The organism is Herbaspirillum aquaticum (assembly GCF_002213425.1).
GTDB lineage: Bacteria > Pseudomonadota > Gammaproteobacteria > Burkholderiales > Burkholderiaceae_D > Herbaspirillum > Herbaspirillum aquaticum.
The window spans coordinates 1-19,589 of sequence record NZ_NJGV01000025.1 but is presented as its reverse complement, the minus strand read 5'-3'; the positions used below and the strand labels follow the sequence as shown (position 1 = coordinate 19,589).

Sequence of the window (19,589 nt, the reverse complement as noted above, 5' to 3'; positions counted from 1 at the left end):
GACGCTCGTCTCAGGCGCCCAGCCAGGGCAGGCCGTCCTTGCACCAGCCCTCGATGGTCTTGCGGTGGCCGTTGGCGTCCTTGTTGCCCTCGAACCCTTCGAGGATGTCGAAGCAGCGTGTATAGCCGTTCTCCGTAGCCAGCTTGGCGGCATGCTTGGAACGCACGCCCGAGCGGCACAGGAACAGCAGCACCTCACCCGGCTGCGCGGCTTGCTGCAGTTGCTCCAGGAATTGCGGATTGGGTTTGCCTTCGGGGTAGAGATTCCACTGCACCGCCAGGTGCTGCGCCGCCGGGATCTGGACCACGCCCACCCAGTCGCGTTCGGCGCGGGTACGCACATCGACCAGCTTGATGGCGGGATCGGACTGCAGCAGGGCCAGTGCTTCCTGCGGGGTCACGGCGCCGGCGTAGGGGAGCTGGCCGTCGGCGGCACGTTGGGTGGCAGTGCTGAGAATCGAATCGTTGCTCATGGGAAAAGTCTCTTGTCTTGATAAGAAAGAAGCGCGCTCAGGCGCGCGCAGGAATGCCAGTAAAAGCCCATGAAGCGCAATCTGCTCAACGCGCCCCAAGGGAGATGATTTTAAACAATATAAACAGTTGGGTAATTTTCCCAAGCCGGTGCACGGATTTCCCTCAGGCGGCCGCATGCCCCAACACGGCGCATGCACGCAATCGGTGCAATTCACATCGTCTGTCCAATATATGCATTTTGTTGGTGCATTTGGATGAAATTGCACCAAAACAATGCATACTGGTGCGCGCTCTGCACCGCGCGCAGCGCCCCAACTGGCGCGACCTCCCTAAAAACTTCCATTATTGGCGCACCCGAAAGGTTGGTGGCATGGAATCTGCTATCATCCGCGACTGAGTTCGGCGCAAGACCGTTGTATCAAATGCAAAGATCCAGTCGCAGAAAACGGCTCAACACCCCAATTTATACTACTTCCTCGTTTTAGGAGATTCGCATGGCAAGGACGGCCGCAGAGGTTTTGAAGATGGTGAAGGACAACGAAGTCAAGTTTGTCGACTTCCGTTTCGCTGACACCCGTGGCAAGGAACAGCACGTTTCCGTGCCTGTTTCGCATTTCGACATCGACAAGTTCGAATCCGGTCACGCCTTCGACGGTTCGTCGATCGCCGGCTGGAAGGGTATCGAAGCCTCCGACATGCTGCTGATCCCGGACCCGAACACCGCCAACATCGACCCGTTCATGGAAGAGACCACCCTCTTCATGCAATGTGACGTGATCGAGCCGTCCGACGGCAAGGGCTACGACCGCGATCCGCGCTCCATCGCCAAGCGCGCTGAAGCCTACCTGAAGTCCTCCGGCCTGGGCGACACCGCCTACTTCGGTCCGGAACCCGAATTCTTCATCTTCGACGGCGTCCGTTGGGGTGCCGACATGTCCGGTTCCTTCGTCAAGATCGACTCCGAAGAAGCTTCCTGGAGCACCGGCGCCAAGATCGAAGGCGGCAACTCCGGCCACCGTCCGACCGTCAAGGGCGGCTACTTCCCGGTTCCCCCGGTCGACAGCTTCCAGGACATGCGTTCGGAAATGTCCCTGATCCTGGAATCCCTGGGCATCCCCGTCGAAGTGCACCACCACGAAGTCGCTGGCGCTGGCCAGAACGAACTGGGCACCAAGTTCTCGACCCTGGTCGAGCGCGCTGACTGGACCCAGACCCTGAAGTACGTGATCTGGAACGTCGCCCACACCTACGGCAAGACCGCGACCTTCATGCCCAAGCCCCTGGTTGGCGACAACGGCTCCGGCATGCACGTGCACCAGTCCGTGTGGAAGGATGGCAAGAACCTGTTCGCTGGCGACGGCTATGCCGGCCTGTCCGAGTTCGCGCTGTACTACATCGGCGGCATCATCAAGCACGCCAAGGCATTGAACGCCATCACCAACCCCGGCACCAACTCGTACAAGCGTCTGGTCCCCGGCTTCGAAGCTCCGGTCAAGCTGGCCTACTCGGCCCGCAACCGTTCCGCCTCGATCCGTATCCCGCACGTGGCCAACCCGAAGGGCCGCCGCATCGAGACCCGTTTCCCGGATCCCCTGGCCAACCCGTACCTGTGCTTCTCGGCCCTGCTGATGGCCGGTCTGGATGGCGTGCAGAACAAGATCCACCCGGGCGAAGCGGCTACCAAGGACCTGTACCACCTGCCGCCGGAAGAAGACAAGCTGATCCCGACCGTCTGTGCTTCGCTGGATGAAGCCCTGGAGCACCTGGACAAGGACCGCGAGTTCCTGACCCGTGGCGGCGTGTTCACCGACAGCATGATCGATGCCTACATCGAGCTGAAGATGCAGGAAGTCCAACGCTTCCGCATGACCACGCACCCGATCGAATTCGACATGTACTACTCGCTGTAATCGAATCCGCATCCGGAGAAAAAGGGGAAGCTTGCTTCCCCTTTTTTTATGCGCGGCGCGCCTCCCGGTGCAGGGCAGTGCGCCCGAAAATTGCTAGTCAAGGAAGATCCAGAACAACATACGCCGCTGCAAGCCTTTGCAAGCGTTTGCAAGAGTCAGCCAGACCGGCACGAGACGACATGACCCCAGGCATCAAGAATCCTCCCATGAAGACACCGCTTCCATCCCTCGATGGCCTCGACCTGCTGGCTTCGGCCGTCATCATCCTCGATGCCAATGGCGGCATCGTCTACGCCAATGCCGCCGCCGAGAACCTGCTGGAGAGTTCCTTCAAGGTGCTCTCGCAACAGAAGCTCTCGGAGCTCTTCCTCAATGGCAAGGAGCTGACCGCGCTGTTCTACCAGGCCATCGAGCACCAGTTCGCCGACAAGCGCCTGGACCTGGTACTGGAACGCGCCAACCGCGAGCCGCTGCAGGTCCACACCATCGTCACGCCCCTGGACAGCACCGACTGGCCGGTGCTGCTGGAGCTGCGCGAGAACGTCCAGCAACTCAAGCTGGACCGTGAAGAGCGCATGTTCGACCAGAGCCAGGCCAACAAGGAACTGATCCGCAACCTGGCCCACGAGATCAAGAATCCGCTGGGCGGCATCCGCGGCGCAGCCCAGCTGCTGGAGCTGGAACTGCCAGAGCGGCACTTGAAGGAATTGCGCGAATACACCCAGGTCATCATCAAGGAAGCCGATCGCCTGCAGACCCTGGTGGACCGCCTGCTGGCCCCGCACCGCCATCCGCACATCGTCGGCGACGTCAACATCCACGAAGTCTGCGAACGCGTGCGCAGCCTGGTGATGGCCGAATTCCCGCAGGGGCTCACCATCAAGCGCGACTATGACTTGTCGATCCCCGAATTCCGTGGCGACAAGGAACAGCTGATCCAGGCCGTATTGAACATCGTGCACAACGCTGCACAAGCACTGGCCGACCGCATCCGCGCCGGGGATGGCGAGCTGATCCTGCGCACGCGCGTGTCGCGCCAGGTGACGCTATCCAAGGTCAGATACCGGCTGGCACTAGACTTGCATATCATCGATAACGGTCCGGGCATTCCTCCCGACATCCAGGAAAGAATCTTCTATCCGCTGGTGTCGGGGCGCGAGGGAGGCAGCGGACTGGGGCTGACCCTGGCGCAAACCTTCGTGCATCAGCACATGGGTGTCATCGAATGCGACAGCCGGCCCGGTTGTACCGATTTCAGAATACTTATACCGCTGCCGTGAGCATGGCCGCAGGCGGCGCGCCAAAGCCGAGTGGATGCCGGGCATCCGGTCCACCAAGGGGGCTGCGGACAGGGCGCCAGAAGCGCCGTGGATCGCGGGAGCATTAACAGCATGACCAACGCAGGAAGAAGTTATTTATGAAGCCAATCTGGATTGTTGACGACGACGAATCGATACGCTGGGTGCTCGAAAAAGCCCTGGCCCGAGAAAATCTCGCCACGCAGAGTTTTTCCAGCGCACGCGATGCGATGGCAGCCCTGCAGAACGGCACGCCGCAAGTGCTGGTGTCCGACATCCGCATGCCAGGCGCCTCCGGCCTGGAACTGCTGCAGACCATCAAGGCCAAGCACCCCGGCATCCCGGTGATCATCATCACCGCTTTCTCGGACCTGGATTCGGCGGTCTCCGCCTTCCAGGGTGGCGCCTTCGAATACCTGGCCAAGCCTTTTGACGTCGACAAGGCGGTCGAACTGATCCGCCGCGCGCTCGACGAGAGCCTGCGCGAAACCGACATCGAACAGGGCGCTGCCCAGACCCCCGAAATCCTCGGGCAAGCCCCGGCCATGCAGGACGTGTTCCGCGCCATCGGCCGCCTGTCTCAATCCAATGTCACGGTGCTCATCACCGGTGAATCCGGTTCCGGCAAGGAGCTGGTGGCGCGTGCCCTGCACAAGCACAGCCCGCGCGCCAGCCAGCCTTTCGTGGCGCTCAATACCGCAGCCATCCCCAAGGACCTGCTGGAATCCGAACTGTTCGGCCATGAACGCGGCGCTTTCACCGGCGCGCAAGCCATGCGCCGTGGCCGTTTCGAGCAGGCCGAAGGCGGCACGCTGTTCCTCGATGAAATCGGCGACATGCCGCTGGACCTGCAGACGCGCCTGTTGCGGGTGCTCTCCGACGGTCACTTCTATCGCGTGGGCGGCCATCAATCGCTGAAGGCCAACGTTCGCGTCATTGCGGCCACCCACCAGAACCTGGAGCAGCGTGTACGTGAAGGTTTGTTCCGCGAGGACTTGTACCATCGCCTGAACGTGATCCGCCTGCGCCTGCCCAGCCTGCGCGAACGCAGCGAAGACATTCCCATCCTGGCCCGCTACTTCCTGGCGCAGAGCGCGCGCCAGCTGGGCGTGGAAGCCAAGCGCCTGTCGCCGCAGGCCATGCAGTTCCTGTCGCAACTGGAGTTCCCCGGCAACGTGCGCCAGCTGGAAAACCTGTGCAACTGGATCACCGTGATGGCCCCGGGCCAGACGGTCGAGATCAAGGACCTGCCGCAGGACCTGGTGGAAGAACGCGTGCATGCACCGCAACCGGCGCAGACCGTCTCCGCGCCCGCCTCGGCGGCTGCCGTGGCCGCCCCGGTGGCGTATGCCGATCCGGCGGCTGCTGCCGCACCCGCCGAAGCGGCGGCCGGCAACTGGATCTCGCTGCTGGAAGTGGAGGCCGCGCAGATGCTGGCCTCCGAACAGCCCGAGGTGATGGACATCCTTGGTCGCCAGTTCGAAGCGGCGCTCATCAAGATCGCCCTGAAACACACCCACGGCCGCAAGAACGATGCTGCCGTGCGCCTGGGCATCGGTCGCAACACCATCACCCGCAAGATCCAGGAACTGGGCATCGGCGGCGCGGAAGACGACTGACGCGCAGCGACACCATCAAGCAGGGGAGGCCTGCCCGCGAGCCGCCGCGTGGGCAGGATCAGCAAGGGGAAGAGGCGGCGGCCACAAAAAAGGAAATGGCCTGGATCGCGAGATCCAGGCCATTTTTATTGCTGCTGCCGATAAACGATTTATAAAATTTAAATCATTTGGCTGATTCAGCAAGAGGGCGCGTTCACATGGCAAGGCGCGGCATGGGCGGCTGGCCATTCGTGCCCAGGGCGGGCATGAGCGGTGCGGCATGCAGGAGCTGCGCATCGATGTGGAACACCGATGCCGCCGCCGTCAATTGTTCGGCCTGCTGCATCATGGCCTGGGCGGCAGCGGCGGCCTGTTCCACCAACGCGGCGTTCTGCTGCGTGACCTGGTCCATCTGCAGGATGGCTGCGTTGATCTGCGTGATGCCGGCGCTTTGCTCTTCCGAGGCATGCGCGATGTCGCTGATGATGCGGGTGGTATCGACCGAGGCGCGCATGACTTCGGCGATGGTGCCACCGGCCGTTTCCACCAGTGTCGTGCCGCTCCGGATGCGGCTGACCGAACCTTCGATGAGTCCCTTGATTTCCTTGGCGGCACCGGCGCTGCGCTGGGCCAGCGCGCGCACTTCGGTGGCTACCACGGCGAAACCGCGACCGTTCTCGCCGGCGCGTGCCGCTTCCACGGCGGCATTGAGGGCCAGGATATTGGTCTGGAAGGCGATGCCTTCGATGACAGTGATGATGTCCGACATCTGGTGCGAGCTGACGGCGATCTCGCGCATGGTGCTGACCACTTGCGCGATTTCCGTTTCACCACGGCGGGCCACATCGGCACCGGCACTGGCGACGTGGCTGGCCTTGCGGGCGTGGTCGGTATTCTGCTGCACGGTGCTGGTCAGTTGTTCCATGCTGGAGGCAGTTTCCTCCAGCGAGGCGGCCTGTTCTTCGGTGCGCTGCGAGAGATCGGTATTGCCCTGGGCGATTTCGCGTGCAGCCACGTGGATGGCGCCGCTGGCCTGCTGGATCTGGCCGACCAGGCCGGCCAGCTGTTCGCGCATGGTCATGAGCGAATGCATCAGGCTGGCGCGGTCATCCTTGCGCAGTTGCAGTTGCGCGGTCAGGTTGCCGGCGGCGATCTGGGCCGACAGCCACATCGCTTCGGCCGGCTCGCCACCCAGCTGGCGCGTGAGGCGGCGGCTGATCAGCAGCGCGATCAGCAGGCCGATCAGCGCCGACGCCAGGGTCAGGCCGATGATCAGCATGCGGCTGCTGGCATAGGCGTCGCGCGCGTTGGTGGCGGCTTCGGCGACGCCCTTTTCGTTGACGGTGATGAGACGCTGGATCTGCACTTCCATCGCCGCGCGCAGCGGGAAGAGTTGATCTTTCATGATGTCCACCGCCTGCTCCTGCCGGCCTTGCTCCAGTGCGGCCAGCATCTGCTGGCTCACGGCCAGGTACTTCGGCAGCAGGGCTTGCAGTTCGTCGTAGGCGGCTCGCTCCTCGGACGTATGGATGAGCGGACGATACTGATCGGCGGCACTGGTGTAGCGCCCCAGCGAGGCAGTCAGGCGCGTGCGGGCGTCCTGCATGCGTTGCGCATCATTGGCCGTGAGCGCGCGATATTGGGCCAGGTTGAAGGCGCGGATCTCGGCCTGCATGGTCTTGGCCGTGGCCACGCTGGGCATCAGGTTGGTCTGCACTTCGCTGAGCTGTGCTTCGACGGTATTGAGTCCGTACCAGGCCGCTGCACCAAGCACGGCCATGAAGAGGATCAAAACGGAAAAACCCAACATAAGCTGGGTGGCAACTTTGGTCTGTCTGAAATTCACGATGTCCCTCTGGGGGCTGGCCTGCCGCCACGGACGGCAGACAAAGGGTGGATGATGATTCCGGCGCAGGCGCAAGGCCTGCAAGGGAGAGCGGCAAGGCCGTCAGGATGAGCTCCGGGGGAAGCGCCTTGAACTGTAATGGCAGTCTTGCCCAAATTCAAGATGAATTTGACGGGATGAGGCCAAACAGAAACACTATTCAAATTATGCATGTCAAAGCATAAACATACATTGGCAACAAGTTGATCGAAGTGCACAGCATATCGATCAAAGCTGACAAATTGCCTCGTGCGCAGGCAATGAGGATTTCATCAAGAAAAATGGCCAGGATCGCGGGATCCTGGCCATCGGGCGGGTGTGCCACGGACGGAGCGGGAGTCGCTGTCGCAGCGACACTCGATCCGTTCAACAGCAGTAAATGATTTATATCATTTTGATTTGTGGCACCGGGCTGTTTCCGGTCAGCGCAGGCGCAGCACGAAACGCGCCGCCAGCGTGGCGATCAGGCTCAGTACCGCGCCGAAGATGACGAAGTAGCTCACCGACAGCTTGTTGCCGGTGAAGTCGATCAGCCAGGTGATGATCAGGCCGGCGAAGCCGCCGAAGATGGTCACGGCGATGTTATAGGCCAGCGACATGCCGGTGCCGCGCGTGGCCACCGGGAAGATGTCGGCCAGCAGGGCTGGCATGGAGGCGAAATACATGGTCATGAGCACGCCGATGACGGTCTGCAGCAACAGCAGTTGCAGGAAACCCGGCGAGTTGGTCAGGAACACGAACATCGGATAGGTCAGCACGATGTAGAGCGCGCTGCTGCTGATCATGAAGGGCGTGCGGCCGATCTTGTCGGACAGGGCGCCCACCAGCGGCGAGCCGATGAACATGATCAGGCCGGCCACCGACATGGCGGCAAACGAGGACCAGGCTGGCAGGCCCAGCTGCTTGACCGCATAGGTCGGGATGTACAGCGACAGGTACACCGAGACGGTGGCCATGATGACGCTGCCGGCACCGATCAAGAGGCGCATCTTCTGGTGTGCGAAAGTATCGCGCAGCGGCGCATCGGTCTTTTCGCTCGATTCCTTGAACTCGGGCGCTTCATCCAGGTGGCGGCGAATGTAGATACCGGCCGGTGCGATCAGCAAACCGAAGATGAAGGGCACGCGCCAGCCCCAGGAGGCCAGTTGCTCGGGGGTGAGCATGTTGTTGAGCACGGCGCCGAAGATGGCCGCCAGCAGCAGGCTGATGCCCTGGCTGGCCACCTGCCAGCTGGAGAAGAAACCACGGCGATGCGGGGCGTGTTCCACCAGGAAGGCGGTGGAGCTGCCGAATTCGCCACCGGCGGAGAAGCCCTGGATCATCTTGCCCAGCGCGATGCCGGCCGGTGCCAGCAGGCCGATGCTGGCATAGCTGGGCATGAAGGCGATCATGGCCGTGCCGATGGTCATGAGCATGATGGACAGCATCAGCGCCGCCTTGCGGCCTGCACGGTCGGAGTAGGCGCCCAGCACCACCGCGCCCAGCGGACGCATGAAGAAGGACACGCCGAAGGTGGCAAAGGTCAGCAGCAGCGAGACGCTGTCGTCGCCCGTGGGGAAGAACTGCTTGGCGATGACGACGGCAAAGGCGCCATAGATGAGGATGTCGAACCATTCGAGCGCATTGCCGATGGAGGACGAGATGATCGCACGCCGCGCCTGCGGATGCGTGGTGCCGGCGCCTGGCGCCGTGGTGTTGCTGGTCATGGAGACTCCCTGATGGATACGTGGATGGAGGAGCAGCACGCCGTTCTGACCCTGGCGGGGCAGGAGGCTGCCTGGCTGTGTATGGTTGGTTGTGGGCTCCCTGTGACGGCCGGGGCCGTTACAGCGGGCGAGGATAGGCGGCGCGATGCGGCACTGTCAAGGCGCAGTGCGGGGGATTATCAGGAGGCAGGACGCACAGCTGGTTTTGCGAAATCATTTTCTCGTTTCCCGTGCATGCAGACTCACGCCTGGGCTTTCGGCTGCGCTTCGGCTTCCTTGAGCTTGCGCCAGAGGGTGGTGCGGCTGATCCCGAGATGGCGCGCCGCAGCGGCGCGGTTGCCTCGGAAGCGACGCAGTGCGGCTTCAATGGCGTCAGCGTCGGGGGCGATGTCGGGAGAGGTCAGCGCATGCGGTGCCACCATTTCTGCCGCGCTCGACAGCAGCGGCTGCGCCATTCCAGCCATCCCCGCCAGCTCCGGCGCCACCCGCTGGATCAGCGCGGGGGTGAGCGCCTGCAATGGTTCTGCGGCCAGGAACAGGGCCAGCCTCTCCATCAGGTTGCGCAGCTCGCGCACGTTGCCCGGCCAGTCATAGGCGCCCAGCAGCGGCGCGCAGCGCAGGAGCTCCGCGCCCAGGTTGGCATGCGGACGCGCATCCAGTGCGGCCAGCGCATGCTTGAGATGCCATTCGGCCAGCGCGGCAATATCCTCGCGGCGCGCCCGCAAGGGCGGCAACTGCAAACGCAGTACGCTGAGCCGGTAATACAGGTCCGCGCGAAAACGGCCATCACGCACCCGCGCTTCCAGGTCGCAGTGAGTGGCGCTGATGATGCGCACTTGGACCGCAATGGGCCGCGTGCCGCCCACGCGCACGACCTCGCGCTCTTCCAGCACGCGCAGCAGGCGTGTCTGCAGCGGCAGCGGCATCTCGCCGATTTCATCGAGCAGCAGCGTGCCGCGATGCGCCGCTTCAAAGACACCGGCGCGTCCGCCACGGCGCGAGCCGGTGAATGCGCCTTCCTCATAACCGAACAGTTCGGATTCGAGCAGCGATTCAGCCAGCGCGCCGCAATTGATGGCCACGAAGGGGTGGGCTGCCTGGGTCTTGCCCTGCATGCGCGGATGGGCGCGATGGATGGCTTGCGCCGCCAGTTCCTTGCCGGTGCCGGTCTCGCCCTGGATCAGCACGTTGGCCGGCGAGCGCGCAAAGAGGGTGATGGACTGGCGCACCGTTTCCATGACCTCCGAATCGCCGCGCAAGTCCTTCAGGTGATGCCGTGCGCGCAGGCTGTCGGCCACGGGCAGGCTGGGGCCGCGTGTGCTTTCCAGCTGCGTCAGGCGCGCCAGTTCCAGCGCATCTTCAAAGGCCTGGCGCACCGTGGCCGAGGAGTAGAGGAAGATGCCCTGCATCCCCGCTTCCTCGGCCAGGTCGGTGATGAGGCCCGCCCCGACCACCGCCTGCACGCCGCCGGCTTTCAGTTCCTGCACCACGGCACGCGCATCTTCCTCGGTGGCGTAGGTGCGCTGGGCAATGTCCAGCCCGAACATCTGCTGGAACTCGGCCAGGGCCGGCATCGCCTCCTGGTAGGTGACCAGCCCGATGCGCGCGCTGATCTGGCGGGCGCGGGCCAGCGCCTGCATCACGTCGAAGCCGCTGGCGCGCGCCACCACCACCGGGACCGGCAGGCGGCTCTTGAGGTAAGCGCCGTTGGAGCCGGCCGAGATCACCACATCGCAGCGCTCGCTGGCCAGGCGCTCGCGAATGGCGCGCACGGCCTCGTCGAAGCCGAGATGAATGGGCTCGATATCAGCCACGCCGTCGAACTCCAGCGTGATGTCGCGGAAGAGTTCCGAGAGCCGCGACATGGATACGGTCCAGATCACGGGTTTGTCGGCCAGGCGGTCAGCGGGGGCAGGGCGTTTCATGACAGGTGTTTGCGGCGTTTCAGTGAAACGTTAATGTAACACTGATGAAACGCCCCCGGTTGCGGTACATCAAGGGGGAAGAGGTGCAGCACCTCTGTCAAGGGCATCGGAAGGGCAGCCTGCAAGCCTTGTCCCACGGCGGTTCCAGGCGATATGAAGGTTTCTTCAGGCCTTGCGCCAAGCAATGCTGCACTGCGATGGCACGGCCGTTGCAATGATGAACGCATGTGTCGCAGGGCGGGTGCTGTGTTTCCCGCCCGGTCGCAGCCAGACCATCCGACTTTCCAGCATTCCAACCTCATCGAGAAGGTGTCCACCATGGCTCTCCACTCCGCAGGCGCAGCGTTCCGCCAGGCCGTTCAGGAAGAATCCCCCTTGCAAGTCATCGGCGCCATCAACGCCAATCACGCCCTGCTGGCCAAGCGGGCCGGCTTCCGCGCGATCTACCTGTCCGGCGGCGGCGTGGCCGCGGGTTCGCTTGGCCTGCCCGACCTGGGCATCTCCAACCTGGATGACGTGCTCACTGACGTGCGCCGCATCACCGACGTCTGCGACCTGCCGCTGCTGGTGGACGTCGATACCGGCTTTGGTGCCTCGGCCTTCAACGTGGCGCGCACGGTCAAGTCCATGATCAAGTTCGGCGCGGCCGCCATGCACATCGAAGACCAGGTCGGCGCCAAGCGCTGCGGTCATCGTCCCAACAAGGAAATCGTCAGCAAGCAGGAAATGGTGGACCGCATCAAGGCCGCCGTCGATGCCCGCACCGATGAGAACTTCGTGATCATGGCGCGCACCGATGCACTGGCCGTCGAAGGACTGGACGCCGCCATCGAGCGCGCCGTGGCCTGCGTGGAGGCCGGTGCCGACATGATCTTCCCGGAAGCCATCACCGACCTGGCCATGTACAAGCAGTTCGCCAATGCGGTGAAGGTGCCGATCCTGGCCAACATCACCGAGTTCGGCTCCACTCCGCTGTTTACCGTCGACGAACTGAAGGGTGCCGATGTGGGCCTGGTGCTCTATCCGCTCTCGGCCTTCCGCGCCATGAACAAGGCGGCCGAAAACGTCTACCAGGCGATCCGCCGCGACGGCACCCAGAAGAACGTGGTCGACACCATGCAGACCCGCATGGAACTGTACGACCGCATCGATTACCACAGCTACGAGCAGCGTCTGGATGCGCTGTTTGCACAGCAGAAGAACAAGTAAGACGACATCAACGCAAAACTGAATACCCGCTTCCGATAATTAGCTTTGACCTAATACAGACTACGAGGAGAACACGATGAGCGATCAGCAAACCCCCGGTTTCAAGCCCAAGAAATCCGTTGCCCTCTCCGGCGTGACCGCCGGCAACACCGCCCTGTGCACCGTCGGCAAGACCGGCAATGACCTGCACTATCGCGGCTACGACATCCTGGATGTGGCCGACAGCTGCGAGTTCGAGGAAATCGCCCACCTGCTGGTGCATGGCAAGCTGCCCACCGCCGCCGAACTGCGCGCGTACAAGGCCAAGCTCAAGGCCCTGCGCGGCCTGCCGGCCAACGTCAAGGCGGCGCTGGAATGGCTGCCTGCAGCCTCGCATCCGATGGACGTGATGCGCACCGGCGTCTCCGCGCTGGGTTGCGTCTTGCCCGAGAAGGATGACCACAACACACCCGGTGCGCGCGACATCGCCGACCGCCTGATGGCGTCGCTCGGTTCCATGCTGCTGTACTGGTACCACTACAGCCACAACGGCAACCGCATCGAGGTCGAGACCGATGATGATTCCATCGGCGCGCACTTCCTGCACCTGCTGCACGGTGAGAAACCTTCCGAGGCCTGGGAGAAGGCCATGCATACCTCGCTGATCCTGTACGCGGAACACGAATTCAACGCCTCCACCTTCACCGGCCGCGTCATTGCCGGTACCGGATCGGACATGTATTCGGCCATCACCGGCGCCATCGGCGCACTGCGCGGCCCCAAGCACGGCGGTGCCAATGAAGTGGCCTTCGAGATCCAGAAGCGCTACGACAACCCCGACGAAGCCGAAGCCGATATCCGCCGCCGCGTCGAGAACAAGGAAGTGGTGATCGGTTTCGGCCACCCGGTCTACACCATCTCCGACCCGCGCAACAAGGTCATCAAGGAAGTGGCGCGCAAGCTCTCCAAGGAAGCCGGCTCGACCAAGATGTTCGACATCGCCGAACGCCTGGAAACGGTCATGTGGGACATCAAGAAGATGTTCCCCAACCTGGATTGGTTCTCGGCCGTGTCCTACCACATGATGGGTGTGCCGACGGCGATGTTCACGCCGCTGTTCGTCATCGCCCGTACCTCGGGCTGGGCTGCGCACATCATCGAACAGCGCATCGACAACAAGATCATCCGTCCCTCGGCCAACTACGTGGGCCCGGAAGACCTGAAGTTCGTGCCGATCGGCAAGCGCAAGTAAGAGCAAGCGCCCGCGCAGTTGCGTCATGAGCCGATGGCGCGATGGCGCGGGCATGAGGGGCAAGAGAGGGAGAGGGCGCAGCAAGAAGAAGGAAGCGGCGGCTGGCGCGTGTCGGCCGCCCCATTCCCCGGGGACAATGGCAGTGCGCAGGCAGATTTGTAACAAGCGTTACATGTGGTCGAGTCAGGTGCAATAACTTGCTAAGATGCGGTCGGATCTTTTCCGCCCCCGCGTCCACCCCCTGACTCTCCATGGATCATCCGATGATTGCTGCCATCGTTTCCCGCCGTCTTTCCGCATTGCCCCTGACTTCCTTCGCACTGGCCGCTGCCGTGGCCGTTGCACTGTCCGCTTGTTCATCCACGCCCGTACCGGTCACCGAGACCAAGCCGGTGCTGCCGCAGCTGCTGCAATCGCCTGCGGCCACACAGCCGAGCTGGGCCACGCAACTCAAGACCGGTGCCTTCAGCTGCGAGATGGGCAACAAGGTCGAAATCCGCATGGATGGCCGCGTAACCGATGGCGTCACGCTGGTGTGGAAGGGCAGCAGTTACATGATGAACCCGGTCAGCACCTCGACCGGTGCAGTGCGTCTGGAGAACAAGGGCGAAGGCCTGGTGTGGATCCAGATCCCGTCGAAGTCCATGCTGCTCAATTCCAAGGTCGGGCAGCAGCTGGCCAACGATTGCCGCACGCGCTGACATTGCAGCGCCGCGCCGTCGTGAAGGCCTGACGCCGGCGCGTTCTTTCCACCTCGCATTCCTTCCTCCCTTGTCATGCCGATGGCGTCTTGCTGTCGGTATCGCTCCTGCTTGATTTGAATCATCCAAGATCGCTTGCGCAAGCGACGGATTCAGCCCCTCGTAAGATTCAGGTGCAAGACTGGTTTCATCGTCGCATGAGGGCCACGCATGGCAAAGACGCTTTTTGCACATGCTCCAGAGCCACGCGACCATCGGCCTGCAAGCCACGCCGTGCAAGGCCGACAGCGGTTTTCAATTCGAAAGACATGAGGAGACGTCATGCAATACGAAGATTTCCACCGCCGTTCCATCGAGCAGCCTGAGGCCTATTGGGCAGAAGAAGCGCAGCGCATCCATTGGGACAAGCCCTTCACCCGCACCCTCGATTATTCCCGCGCGCCCTTCGCACGCTGGTTCATCGGCGGCACCACCAATCTCTGCTTCAATGCTGTGGATCGCCACTTGGGCGAACGCGGCAAACAGGCGGCACTCATTGCCATCTCCACCGAGACCAACAGCGAACGCGTCTACGACTTCGCCGAGCTGCATCGCGAAGTGCAGGCCATGGCGGCCAGCATGCTGTCCCTGGGCGTGCGGCGCGGCGACCGCGTGCTGATCTACATGCCGATGATCGCCGAAGCGGTCTTCGCCATGCTGGCCTGCGCCCGCATCGGCGCGGTGCATTCGGTGGTGTTCGGCGGCTTTGCTTCCAACAGCCTGGCCTCGCGCATCGATGATGCACAGCCCACCCTGATCGTCTCGGCCGATGCCGGTTCGCGTGGCGGCAAGGTGATTCCCTACAAGGGCTTGCTGGACGAAGCCATCAACCTGGCGCAGCACAAGCCGCAGAAGGTCTTGCTGGTGGATCGTGGCCTGGCGGAGATGGCGCGCACGGCACAACGCGACGTCGACTACGCGCCCTTGCGTGAGCAGCACCTGGACCAGCCGGTGCCGGTTGCCTGGCTGGAGTCGAATGAGGCCAGCTACGTGCTCTATACCTCCGGCACCACCGGCAAGCCCAAGGGCGTGCAGCGCGACGTGGGCGGCTATGCAGTGGCGCTGGCCTCATCGATGCAGCACATCTTCTGCGGCAAGCCGGGTGAGACCTACTTCTGCACTTCGGATATCGGCTGGGTGGTGGGCCACTCCTATATCGTCTATGGCCCGCTCATTGCGGGCATGTCGACGGTGCTCTATGAGGGGCTGCCGATCCGGCCCGATGCGGGCATCTGGTGGAGCATCGTCGAGAAATACAAGGTGACGCGCATGTTTTCCGCGCCCACGGCCATCCGCGTGCTCAAGAAGCAGCCGGCCGAATGCATGGAGCGCTACGACACGTCCTCGCTCAAGGCCCTGTATCTGGCCGGCGAGCCGCTGGATGAAACCACGTCGAGCTGGATCTCGGGTGCGCTGAAGGTGCCGGTCATCGACAACTACTGGCAGACCGAATCGGGCTGGCCCATCATCTCGATCGCCAAGGGCATCAGCGACAAGCCCACGCGCCTGGGCAGCCCTGGCGTGCCGATGCCGGGCTACCGCCTGGCCATTCTCGATGAGGCCACCGGCGCGCCTTGCGCGGCGGGCGAGAAGGGTGTGGTTGCCATCGAAGGGCCACTGCCGCCGGGCTGCATGCAGACCGTTTATGGCGACGATGAGCGCTTCGTCAACACCTACTGGCGCAGCCTGCCGCGCGAGGTGTACTCGACCTTCGACTGGGGCATCAAGGACCAGGATGGTTACTACTTCATCCTGGGCCGCACCGACGACGTCATCAACGTAGCGGGCCACCGCCTGGGCACGCGCGAAATCGAGGAGAGCATCTCCAGTCATCCCAACGTCTCCGAGGTGGCCGTGGTCGGTGTGGAAGACAAGCTCAAGGGACAGGTCGCGATTGCCTTCGCCATTGCCAAGCAGGCTGATGCGATTGCCACGCCTGAGGGTCGGCGCGCGCTGGAAGCCGAAATCATGGGCGTGGTGGACAAGCAGATCGGTGCAGTGGGCCGGCCGGCGCGGGTGTTCTTCGTCAGCGGCTTGCCCAAGACGCGCTCGGGCAAGCTCTTGCGCCGTGCCATCCAATCCATCTGTGAAGGACGCGATCCGGGCGACCTGCCCACCATCGAGGATCCGGCAGCGCTGGAGCAGGTGCGCGCGGTCATCAAGGGCTGACTCGCGCTGCTCTCGCCGAGGTAGGGCGCCCCTGCAGCGGAGCAGGGGCGCCGTACCCGTCGTAATTTGGTTACACTGAGGGCTTCTGATTTTCCTCGACTCCGTCCTGCCCATGTCGCCCTCCATCCGCCCGGCCACCGCTGCCGATGCTCCCGCCCTCTGCGGTATCTACAACCACTACGTGCAGACCACCGCCATCAGCTTCGAGACCGAAGCGGTCAGTGCCGAGACCATGGCCGCACGCATCGCCGACGTGCAGGCCGATTTCCCCTGGCTGGTCTTTGAAGAGCAGGGCGAGGTGCTGGGCTATGCCTATGCCAGCAAGTGGAAGCCGCGCGCGGCTTACCGGCACTCGGTGGAAAGCTCGGTCTACCTGCGCCACGATGCCGGTGGACGCGGCATCGGCAAACAGCTCTATCGTGAATTGATTGCGCAGTTGAAGCCCCTGGGCGTGCACCTGGTCATCGGCGGCATTGCCCAGCCCAATCCGGCCAGCGTGGCGCTGCATGAGAGCGTGGGCTTCGTGCACTGCGGCGTGTTTACGGAAGTGGGCTACAAGATGGGGCGCTGGATCGACGTGGGATACTGGCAACTCAAACTGCAAGAGGCCCAATGATGAGATCGACCCGAGCCGCCAGCGCCATCGAGCGCCTGAACGAACGCACCGAATCGCGCGAATATTCCATGCTGCGCACCTCCGACGAACGTTTCATCCTGACCCGGCGCGTGGCCGGGCAGCCGCTGGAGAAGCTCAACGAGGCCATGGAGCTGGATGACTTCGTGCGCTTCGTCAATGCCCAGGGGCCGCAGAAGGCCAAGCGGGTAAGCAAGCTGGATGTGCAGTTCGAGAAGAACATGCGCAACAAGAAAGAGCAAACGCCACCTGAAAGTGGCGTTGAATAGTCTCTGGTACGCAGTTCGATGAAAAACGGCAAATGATATAAATCATTTGCCGTTTTTTTATGGCTGGCGTGGCTTGCGCCTCAGTCCGCCAGGGTTGCGATCACCGGTGCGTGGTCCGAGGGTTGTTCCCATTTGCGCGGGACCTTGTCGATGACGCAGGCCGTGCAGCGGGGTACCAGTTCTTCGGACAGCAGGATATGGTCGATGCGCAGGCCGCGGTTGAGGCGGAAGCCCATCTGGCGGTAATCCCACCAGCTGTACATCTTTTCCGGTTGTTCGAAAAGGCGATAGGAATCGGTCAGGCCGAGGGCCTGCAGCTTGCGGAAGGCCTCGCGTTCCGGTTCCGAGACCAGCACCTGGCCTTGCCAGGCGACCGGGTCGTGCACGTCGCGGTCTTCGGGGGCGATGTTGTAGTCGCCCAAGAGGGCCAGGCGCGGGTTCTTCGCCTTTTCCTGGGCCAGCCATTCGTGCAGGGCGGCCAGCCAGCTGAGCTTGTAGGGATATTTTTCGGATTCCAGCGACTGGCCGTTGGGAATATAGGCACAGACATAGCGCACGCCTTCGATGGTGGCAGCGATGATGCGCTGCTGTTCATCGGGGAAGAGCGGATTGTTCTTGACCACGTCGGTCATCGGATGGCGCGAGAGGATGGCCACGCCGTTGTAGGTCTTCTGGCCCGAGAACTCAACCAGGTAACCGGCGGCGGCGATTTCGGCGGCGGGGAACTTGTCGTCGGTCAGCTTGGTTTCCTGCAGGCAGAGTACGTCGACCGGGTTTTCTTCCAGCCATTTCAGTACTTGCGGCAGGCGGACCTTGAGGGAGTTGACGTTCCAGGTGGCGATTTTCATGGTATATGCGAAGTCCTTATGCGGTGCGGCTTTACGCGGTATGGGTAGCTGGAAAATCTGCCTAGCTACCCACCTAGCTACCCACCCTCGAAGGCTTGGACGTGCGCGCAAAGTGTTGCTAAGGCGCCACTATAGCATCAGCGGCTGACCTTGTTCTTCTCGATCATGGCGGCGATGCTTGCGGCGGTGATGCCACTGGACCGCTTGCCGATCTTGACCAGCTCCAGGGTGCCTTCTTTGGCCAAGCGATAGATCGTTGCGCGCGACACCCCCAACTTGGCCTCAGCTACATTGATGCGATACAGCAGTGGGCCGTTGACCTCAGGCACTTTGGAAATAATTGTCATGCTTCGATTCTCCTAAATTCGATTACCCATACCCACGGGTTTGCATCCCAGCTGCCAGCACCCTCGATGCTCTCCCATAGGGCCATGAAGGCGATGCGATCATCGCCGCCGTTCAGGTCTTTGATCGGTGGTTCCTGCTCCTGCGCCCATGACATCGCGCCTTCGGCATAGGCGTCGGCCTGGCTGATGTCCTGCAGGCGCTCCACGCGCACGCCGGTGACTTGCAGCAGGATGCGGCATGCCCAGCGCGGCATGTGGATGTTCGGGCGCTTAGAGAAGAACTCAGGCACCAAGAAGCCTTCTTCGCCCCAGGGAACAAAGGTACGTTCGTGGTAATACTGGTCTGGTCCAATCCAAGTCCCAGCCGCATCCTGGTCAGCGCAATAGCAAACGCTCGCCCAGTCGCCGGTTTTCAGATCGATTCCGCAGTCAAACGCACCACTGCCTTCATGTGAATCGCTGTCGTGCTCGATCCAGAATGATTCGCGCACCCACAGCCTGTCGCCCACCTGGCCATATGGGCAGGGCACGCGCGGCCCTGCGCTGTCGATACCGGCGAGGGGCTCACCGGTACGGGTATGCACATCGATCACGTTTTTTGCAATACGCCGGGTCTGCGTCTTGCCACCACCCAGGATGGCGCGCACCATCGGCGCGCTGAAAAGGATCGGGCGCACTTTCATGCTAGGATGCCCTTTAGATTTGAAAATCGAGGGAGACCATGCTGCGCACCACTTTTTTTGAAGAGGATGGATATCTCCTCTACTGTATGGCCACCCATTTGGGAAATGGAGAGTGGGAAAGCAGCGTAATTTTTGAAAGAAAATCGGATCAAGATAGTTCGATCATTCCGAGCATAAGGCACATCACTCGTGAAATTCGGTTTCAAAGTGAATCTGACGCAATTGCACGAGCGTATCAGCATGGACTTGAGCTGATTCAAACGAATAAGGTGGGTCTGGATTAGGCTCACAATTTCCCTTCTTCTTCTTCTTCTTCTTCTGCTGGCTGGCAAAGTGCGGCGCGGGCGGGCAGATGCTTGTCGATGAAGGTGCGGATGTCGCTCAGGTCGCCATCGCCACCACGCGAAAGCACGTGGTTGGCATAGTCATGGCGCTGGCCACCCCATGCGTGGCTGACCCATTCCAAGCGTTCCGCATCCCGCTCATCCGCCACCGGCTGCGCCACCGCTGTCTCTTTGGTACCGTAATCGGTTACGGCACCAGGCTGCACCACTGCTGGCGATTGGGAGGCTAAAGTGGACCCATCCGTCAAGACAGCGTTTGCCAGAATTTAAGCTGCATCCATGACTTCACTTGCAGCAGAACAGCGCTGCCCTGATCCTGC

The 19,589-nt window shown here is 62.3% G+C and carries 18 protein-coding genes; 10 read left to right on the top strand and 8 right to left on the bottom strand.

Going from position 1 to position 19,589, the window contains the following annotated elements:
* Positions 1–10 precede the first annotated feature (10 nt).
* Positions 11–472, bottom strand: coding sequence for a rhodanese-like domain-containing protein (locus CEJ45_RS20880; protein WP_088756991.1), 462 nt, complete (start codon positions 470–472; stop codon positions 11–13).
* Positions 473–967: 495 nt separating this feature from the next.
* On the opposite strand from CEJ45_RS20880, the gene glnA reads away from it, so the two are divergent.
* The 3 genes from glnA to ntrC all read left to right on the top strand — a co-directional run bounded on the left by glnA (position 968) and on the right by ntrC (position 5,300).
* A complete protein-coding gene (glnA, locus tag CEJ45_RS20875; RefSeq protein WP_034331334.1) occupies positions 968–2,383 on the top strand; it encodes a type I glutamate--ammonia ligase in 1,416 nt (471 codons plus the stop codon).
* Between the two features lie 206 nt (positions 2,384–2,589).
* Positions 2,590–3,663: a nitrogen regulation protein NR(II) gene (gene glnL / locus CEJ45_RS20870; RefSeq protein WP_034331333.1), complete on the top strand. Its 1,074-nt coding sequence runs from the start codon at positions 2,590–2,592 to the stop codon at positions 3,661–3,663.
* Between the two features lie 137 nt (positions 3,664–3,800).
* Positions 3,801–5,300 (top strand): nitrogen regulation protein NR(I), encoded by a 1,500-nt coding sequence (gene ntrC / locus CEJ45_RS20865; RefSeq protein WP_088756990.1) that lies wholly within the window; start codon positions 3,801–3,803, stop codon positions 5,298–5,300.
* Between the two features lie 193 nt (positions 5,301–5,493).
* Here the strand turns inward: ntrC and CEJ45_RS20860 are convergent, their stop codons facing one another.
* From CEJ45_RS20860 to prpR, 3 genes are all read right to left on the bottom strand, one after another.
* Positions 5,494–7,125, bottom strand: a complete 1,632-nt coding sequence (locus CEJ45_RS20860; protein WP_088756989.1) for a methyl-accepting chemotaxis protein — start codon at positions 7,123–7,125, stop codon at positions 5,494–5,496.
* Between the two features lie 461 nt (positions 7,126–7,586).
* The gene (locus tag CEJ45_RS20855) at positions 7,587–8,870 is read right to left on the bottom strand and encodes an MFS transporter (RefSeq protein ID WP_088756988.1); all 1,284 of its coding nucleotides are present in this window, start codon (positions 8,868–8,870) and stop codon (positions 7,587–7,589) included.
* Positions 8,871–9,112: 242 nt separating this feature from the next.
* Positions 9,113–10,795, bottom strand: coding sequence for a propionate catabolism operon regulatory protein PrpR (gene prpR / locus CEJ45_RS20850; protein WP_088756987.1), 1,683 nt, complete (start codon positions 10,793–10,795; stop codon positions 9,113–9,115).
* Between the two features lie 318 nt (positions 10,796–11,113).
* Between prpR and prpB the strand changes: the two genes are divergently transcribed.
* The 6 genes from prpB to CEJ45_RS20820 all read left to right on the top strand — a co-directional run bounded on the left by prpB (position 11,114) and on the right by CEJ45_RS20820 (position 17,047).
* On the top strand, positions 11,114–12,004 hold the full coding sequence (gene prpB / locus CEJ45_RS20845; RefSeq protein ID WP_088757053.1) for a methylisocitrate lyase: 891 nt from the start codon (positions 11,114–11,116) through the stop codon (positions 12,002–12,004).
* A 76-nt stretch (positions 12,005–12,080) separates the two neighbouring features.
* Entirely contained in the window at positions 12,081–13,235 is a 1,155-nt protein-coding gene (prpC, locus tag CEJ45_RS20840) for a bifunctional 2-methylcitrate synthase/citrate synthase (RefSeq protein ID WP_088756986.1), read from the top strand.
* Positions 13,236–13,498: 263 nt separating this feature from the next.
* Complete coding sequence (locus tag CEJ45_RS20835) at positions 13,499–13,936, top strand: hypothetical protein (protein WP_088756985.1); 438 nt, start codon at positions 13,499–13,501, stop codon at positions 13,934–13,936.
* Between the two features lie 321 nt (positions 13,937–14,257).
* Positions 14,258–16,144 (top strand): propionate--CoA ligase, encoded by a 1,887-nt coding sequence (locus CEJ45_RS20830; RefSeq protein ID WP_088756984.1) that lies wholly within the window; start codon positions 14,258–14,260, stop codon positions 16,142–16,144.
* A gap of 112 nt (positions 16,145–16,256) precedes the next feature.
* Positions 16,257–16,760: an arsinothricin resistance N-acetyltransferase ArsN1 family B gene (locus tag CEJ45_RS20825; protein ID WP_088756983.1), complete on the top strand. Its 504-nt coding sequence runs from the start codon at positions 16,257–16,259 to the stop codon at positions 16,758–16,760.
* Positions 16,760–17,047, top strand: coding sequence for a hypothetical protein (locus tag CEJ45_RS20820; protein ID WP_088757052.1), 288 nt, complete (start codon positions 16,760–16,762; stop codon positions 17,045–17,047). Before CEJ45_RS20825 ends, CEJ45_RS20820 begins: the two co-directional genes overlap by 1 nt.
* An 80-nt stretch (positions 17,048–17,127) precedes the next feature.
* Here the strand turns inward: CEJ45_RS20820 and xth are convergent, their stop codons facing one another.
* From xth to CEJ45_RS20805, 3 genes are all read right to left on the bottom strand, one after another.
* Positions 17,128–17,895 carry an exodeoxyribonuclease III gene (xth, locus tag CEJ45_RS20815; protein ID WP_088756982.1) on the bottom strand — a complete coding sequence of 256 codons (768 nt, stop codon included), beginning with the start codon at positions 17,893–17,895 and terminating at the stop codon, positions 17,128–17,130.
* A 137-nt stretch (positions 17,896–18,032) separates the two neighbouring features.
* Positions 18,033–18,242, bottom strand: a complete 210-nt coding sequence (locus CEJ45_RS20810; protein WP_088756981.1) for a helix-turn-helix transcriptional regulator — start codon at positions 18,240–18,242, stop codon at positions 18,033–18,035.
* Positions 18,239–18,925: an ASCH domain-containing protein gene (locus tag CEJ45_RS20805; RefSeq protein ID WP_088756980.1), complete on the bottom strand. Its 687-nt coding sequence runs from the start codon at positions 18,923–18,925 to the stop codon at positions 18,239–18,241. The genes CEJ45_RS20810 and CEJ45_RS20805 overlap by 4 nt, the downstream gene beginning before the upstream one ends.
* Positions 18,926–18,963: 38 nt before the next feature.
* Here CEJ45_RS20805 and CEJ45_RS24660 point away from each other — a divergent pair, with 38 nt between their 5' ends.
* Positions 18,964–19,209, top strand: a complete 246-nt coding sequence (locus CEJ45_RS24660) for a hypothetical protein (RefSeq protein ID WP_141107034.1) — start codon at positions 18,964–18,966, stop codon at positions 19,207–19,209.
* A 2-nt stretch (positions 19,210–19,211) separates the two neighbouring features.
* Here CEJ45_RS24660 and CEJ45_RS20800 read toward each other — a convergent pair whose 3' ends face one another.
* Positions 19,212–19,430, bottom strand: coding sequence for a hypothetical protein (locus CEJ45_RS20800; RefSeq protein WP_088756979.1), 219 nt, complete (start codon positions 19,428–19,430; stop codon positions 19,212–19,214).
* Positions 19,431–19,589 lie beyond the last annotated feature (159 nt).